Source organism: Gymnodinialimonas mytili (genome assembly GCF_037544085.1).
GTDB classification, from domain to species: Bacteria; Pseudomonadota; Alphaproteobacteria; order Rhodobacterales; family Rhodobacteraceae; genus Gymnodinialimonas; species Gymnodinialimonas mytili.
In genome coordinates this window covers 1-5489 of record NZ_JBBIFW010000012.1, presented here as the reverse complement: position 1 = coordinate 5489, position 5489 = coordinate 1, and the positions used below count along the sequence as shown (strand labels likewise).

Sequence of the window (5489 nt, the reverse complement as noted above, 5' to 3'; positions counted from 1 at the left end):
TCTGCAGCCCGGCGACAATCCGGGTCCCGCAGGCGAGATATACCTGTCCTGGCGCCGCGCGGTCGAACGCCCGGTCTCCGTCCAGGCCCTGCACCGGGCGCTGCCGCAGATCGACGCGGATGCGATTGCCATCTGGCTTGACGGGAGCGTTCCATGTGAGGGGCGCGCATCGCATGGCGCGGGGCAGGGGGCGCCGATGGTCCGGGCCGCGTCGGTCCTGCAGGCGGTGCTTGCAGACCGGCCGCGGGATCCCGCATCGGCGCTGTTGCTGGCCGATGCGGCCCTGGCGCAGGCACTTGGCTGGTCATATCTGATGCCACTTCTGGCGCGTGGGCTCAAACGCGCCGATCTGCGGCAAACGGGGGATGCGTTGCGCCTGGCCTGTCACCGGGCGATCGGGACGGCCATTATCCAGGCGACGCGTGAGGCCGCTGATCTTGCCCGCCGCGCGGCGCGCTTGACAGAGGTCGCGCCCAAGCTCCGGGCCAAGGGCGCGGCGGAGGCCGTGGCCCTGTTCCTGACCCGGGACGCCGTCGCCCCGACGTTGCTCACCTCGCTGCGGTCCGATCGCGCCGCGCGACGGTTTTGCGACCGGCTGGTCGAGCTTGGCGCGGTCCGCGAGCTGACCGGGCGCGACACGTTCCGGCTCTACGGGGTGTGAGCATGGGCATGGCCAGCGAAAGTGGGACCCGGGCGGGAAATGCGAAGATACAATCGCAAACGACGGTGACGGATCATCCCGAAGACCAACTGGATCGCGCATTGGAGGATTGGCCCGCCGAGCTGCGCTGGCGCGAATGGATGCGCCGGATCGAAGCGGTGCTGTTTGCCAGCGCCTCGCCGGTGAGCCGCGAGGATCTGGCCCGCGTGGTCGGGAATGTATCGGTCGATCTTCTGTTGGAAGATCTTGCCGTCGACCTGGAGGGGCGGTCCTTTGAGCTAGCCCAGGTGGCCGATGGCTGGATGCTGCGCACACGGCCCGCCTATGCGCCCGCGATCCGGGCCGCCGCGGAGGTCGGAGACCAGGCGCTTGACCTGCGCGACTACGACGTCGCGGTCCTGGCCGCCATCGCCTATCACCAGCCCATCACCCGCGACGGCCTCAAGGACATCTTCGGCAAAGATATCAGCCGTGACCTGATCGGGCGGCTGCATGCACGCGGTCTCATCGGGACGGGGCCGCGCGCCCCAAGCCGCGGCGCCCCCTACACCTACGTCACAACACACCAGTTCCTCGTGGCGTTCGACCTGGAATCACTGCAAGACCTGCCGGATCGTGAGCAACTCGAAGACGCAGGGGTGAGCGCTGAACACTAAAATCTGGACCACAGGTGCAGTGACGGCACTATCTATGGAGCGGCTTTAGCCTTGCAAATCTACCATCGCGTAGAATAAATGCAAGGTATGATCGAGCGCAGTCACAGGCAATTGGTGGAAGAGGCCCTGGACGCCCAGGCGGGTGTTGTTCTGCTTGGCCCGAGGCAGGTCGGCAAGACGACCCTTGCTCAAGATATCGCAGACAGCCGCGATGCAGTCTATCTCGATATGGAACGGATGGCGGACCGTCAGGTCTTGGACGAGCCAGATCTCTATCTGGATGAGCAGATGGGTCGGCTCGTTGTGATCGATGAGATCCAGCTTGTGCCGGATCTCTTCAAAGCTCTGCGCGGTCAAATCGACCGGCGCCGGAGGGCAGGGCACCGAACCGGGCAATTCCTGTTGCTGGGATCGGCGTCAAACACGCTGCTGCACCAAAGCGCCGAGTCTCTGGCTGGACGGGTGAGCTATCACGAACTAACGCCCTTCCTTCTACCAGAGGTCGGCGTTGACGAGATGTCGACGCTTTGGCTGCGGGGCGGTTTCCCCGACAGTTTTTTGGCGAAGACCGACCGGGCCAGCTTGACCTGGCGCGAGGACTTCATCCGAACTTATCTGGAACGCGACATCCCGTCCTTTGGGCTGCGCATTCCGGCCGAGACGCTGCGCCGGTTTTGGACCATGTTGGCCCATGAGCAGGGAGGACTTCTCAACGCGGCGAAGCTGGCAGGCAACCTTGGTGTCTCAGGGCAAAGCGTTGCGCGCTACCTCGATCTGCTGGTCGATCTGATGTTGGTGCGGCGACTTCCGCCCTGGCATGCAAATGCGGGCAAGCGGTTGGTGAAATCGCCGAAGGTTTATATTCGCGATGCTGGATTGGCTCATGCGTTGCTCGGCATCGAAAGCAATGAGGCTCTCTTGGGCCATCCCGTCATCGGCGGAAGCTGGGAAGGGTTTTGCATCGAAAACCTGATCGCAGCAGCCCCGCGCGGCACTGAGGCGAGCTTCTATCGGTCATCGGCTGGAGCCGAGATCGACCTCCTGCTGAAACTCCCACGTGGTGCGCTTTGGGCCGTGGAGATCAAGCGGACGACAGCGCCGAAGGTCACGCGTGGGTTCCATATCGCTGCTGACGACTTGGAGGTGGGCGAGCGCATACTCGTCTATGCTGGAGAGAGGGACGTTCCGTGCTCGGGCGGCGTGCGCGCGATGTCCTTGAAAGACGCGATCGAGCGGCTGGCCTCTGCTCAGCCCTAGGGCGGCAAATCCATCACGATCCGGAATCAAGCGAGGGTGTTGGATTCAGCAACATCATTGGACTGATATGGAGCATCTGTCTGATACTCGCTTCATGACCGAAATCGACACAACGCATCTGGACCTTGTCCGCATCATTCCCTCGAAGAACATGGCCCGGTTCTATGGGATCGCGCTCCAACCCACCCTCTTTGGCGAGGTTGCCGTCGTCAGATGCTGGGGTCGGATCGGTACGCGCGGTCGTGCCATGGCCGTTACGTATCCTGACACCGAACACGCCGGGAATGCACTCGCTGACCTAGAGATCAAGAAGCAACGCCGGGGCTATGTCACATCGAGTGACTAGGCAAAGGTAGGCAGGAAGCTGCCTCTCGCCGCAGGTCGGACAAATGTCGGCTCAATAGCCACAACGCCCTGAGCACAGCAGTTTTGCGCAGTAGAACCAATAAATTCTTTGGCGCGCGACAGATAGTCACTCAGCACTCGATCGACGCATACTCGGTCTAGGCATCGACTGTAGGGAACCCTAAATCGGAGAAGTGCCAGGACCCGGAACTCACCCAAATTTAGGAGATCCACCCATGATCGACCGGCGCCAGTTTGCCCTCCTCGCCGCTGCGCTTGCCACGGGTGGTGTTCTACCCCGCGCTACTTCGGCCCAGATGGCCCTTCCCGAAGGATCAGTCCGCGCAAACCTCGATGTTCCTCTTCACGATATGTCTGGCTGGCCCGCTGAATGGACTGGCGACGAGACCGTACTGATGCTCGCCTACCCCGGAATGACGGCGCTTGACCTCGTCGGTCCACAATACATGTTTGGCTCTCTCTGGGGCGCGACGGTGCAGATTGTGGCCAAAACGATGGACCCGGTTGTCAGCGATACCCGCCTGACGATTATGCCAGACGTCACGTTTGATGAGACAACAGAAGCTCCCACAGTCCTTTTTGCACCGGGCGGAATATCTGGAATGCTTAATGCCATGGAAGATGCCCAGACGATCGACTTTCTCGCCTCGCGTGGCGCTCAGGCCGAGTATGTCACCGCCGTCTGCACCGGCACACTGCTACTTGGCCAAGCGGGTCTGCTTGACGGTTACCGTGCTGCAACGCACTGGCTGGCTCGCGACACGCTTGACGCATTTGGGGCCAGCGCCGTCGATGCGCGCATCGTCCGCGACCGCAACCGTATGACCGGAGGCGGCGTGACCGCGGGTATCGACTTTGGCCTTGCCATGTTGGAAGAGCTTCGTGGCACGCGTTATGCCCAAGCGGTACAACTTCTTTCCGAGTATGCCCCGGAACCGCCGCTCTCGGCAGGTACACTTCAGACTGCGCCCGCCGACATCCGCGACATGATGGTCGGCATGTTCCCCGGCTTCGAAGCGCATGCAAGAGCGGTGGCAGCGGCTCGGCGAGGGTGACAAGTCTCGGCAGTGTAGGCTTACCGAGAGCCCAAATCGAAGAATGTGTAGAACGCTTTGATATCGCCCGGCAAAAGCATAAAACTGCCGTTCATCCTCACCGCAGCATCCCTCACTCGGGGCTCACGACGGACATCCGATATGTTGTGTCGGGCTTACATACGTCGAGGCGGCTCTTCGGACAAATCGGACTGTTGACCATCGCCAGCATTGGCACTCAGCGGACGATAAGGTAGCTCACATCGATTGGTTGCTTCTGGCTCGCCGACCGAAGGTCCCAAGGTAGCGGTAACTTTGCTAGTATCTCGCCACCAATGAATATTTAGAGGGTCTTTGGTGACTCCCGCAAGGAGGCAGTTCGTTGACCACGCTCTCAATTCATCACCAGACGATCTATCGGTACCTCACGTAGATGGAATTCGGCCCGCATCGGTTGATGCTCCGCCCCCGCGAAAGCCGCAACCTTCGTCTTATTGCCCATGATTTGACCTTTAAGCCTGCCGCGACGGTGACATGGGCGCACGACGTCTCCGGCAACGCCGTTGCAACGGCTGTCTTTGACGAACCTTCGGACACGCTTGTCATCGACAGCGTTGCGGAACTTACGCTTGATGTCGATCAGTGACCGGTCTTTGATATCACGGCGTCAGCAGCGCACTACCCGTTTCCGCTGTCCGAGGACGAAATGACGGACCTCGGCCCTTTGCGGCTTCAAAGCTATCTCGATAGCGCCGGGCAGCTTCGCGAGTGGACGCAAAGCTTCGTGGCAGGTAACCCGACCGGAACGCTTGCCCTGCTGAAGGACATCTCTTCTGGTGTCGCCGGGCAGGTTACTTACGAGGTTCGCGAAGAAGAGAACACTCAGTCGCCCGAGCACACGCTCGCCCGCGGTCGAGGGTCATGCCGCGATTTTGCAGTACTTTTTGTCGATGCCGTCCGCAGTCTTGGTTTCGGCGCGCGCATTGTCTCGGGATATCTCTATGATCCGGATCAGAATGTGTTTGGCTCGGCCGGTTCCGGTTCGACCCACGCCTGGGCGGAGGTCTATGTGCCTAGCGCGGGTTGGATCACTTTTGATCCGACAAACCGAAGCGTAGGTGGATTCAATCTGATCCCGGTCGCTGTTGCTCGTCACATTCGCCAGACCATACCTGTAGCCGGCAGTTTCGCCGGCGACCCAGATTTGTTTGAGCGGATGGATGTGCGCGTGGACGTCATGCCCGAAGCACAACATCGCAGCTCCCGCAGATGATCTTGGTCACATTCCAACCGCAAAAATGAGTGACGGGCGTTGGCACAACGTCTTCACTTTGGGCTCGAAGCAGAAATCCGATGCTTTCTATCAGGTCTGCATGCCCTCCAACGGATGCCAACGTCCGCTTTGAGCAGTTTGGACTAAAACCGGGGGAGTTTTTCCGGGCAGTATTGTCACCACTGACAACTTGGTTTCGCTTGAGGCAGGCGCGCAAAAACTGCCGTTTTGGACGGAAGATT

The 5489-nt window shown here is 60.7% G+C and carries 7 protein-coding genes; all 7 read left to right on the top strand.

All coding sequences use genetic code 11. The features are described 5' to 3' along the window. On the top strand, nucleotides 1-661 hold a 661-nt coding region (locus V8J82_RS23600; protein WP_339979584.1), incomplete at its 5' end, for a DUF1403 family protein. A gap of 140 nt (nucleotides 662-801) precedes the next feature. Continuing rightward, nucleotides 802-1317, top strand: a complete 516-nt coding sequence (gene scpB / locus V8J82_RS23595; protein WP_339979586.1) for an SMC-Scp complex subunit ScpB — start codon at nucleotides 802-804, stop codon at nucleotides 1315-1317. Between the two features lie 87 nt (nucleotides 1318-1404). Continuing rightward, the gene (locus V8J82_RS23590) at nucleotides 1405-2574 is read left to right on the top strand and encodes an ATP-binding protein (protein ID WP_339979582.1); all 1170 of its coding nucleotides are present in this window, start codon (nucleotides 1405-1407) and stop codon (nucleotides 2572-2574) included. Nucleotides 2575-2668: 94 nt separating this feature from the next. Further along, entirely contained in the window at nucleotides 2669-2920 is a 252-nt protein-coding gene (locus V8J82_RS23585) for a WGR domain-containing protein (RefSeq protein ID WP_339979580.1), read from the top strand. A 235-nt stretch (nucleotides 2921-3155) separates the two neighbouring features. Continuing rightward, on the top strand, nucleotides 3156-3995 hold the full coding sequence (locus V8J82_RS23580) for a DJ-1/PfpI family protein (protein WP_339979576.1): 840 nt from the start codon (nucleotides 3156-3158) through the stop codon (nucleotides 3993-3995). Between the two features lie 412 nt (nucleotides 3996-4407). Beyond that, nucleotides 4408-4620: a transglutaminase N-terminal domain-containing protein gene (locus V8J82_RS23575; protein WP_339979574.1), complete on the top strand. Its 213-nt coding sequence runs from the start codon at nucleotides 4408-4410 to the stop codon at nucleotides 4618-4620. Between the two features lie 60 nt (nucleotides 4621-4680). Beyond that, on the top strand, nucleotides 4681-5247 hold the full coding sequence (locus V8J82_RS23570) for a transglutaminase-like domain-containing protein (protein ID WP_339979571.1): 567 nt from the start codon (nucleotides 4681-4683) through the stop codon (nucleotides 5245-5247). The last annotated feature ends 242 nt before the right edge of the window (nucleotides 5248-5489 follow it).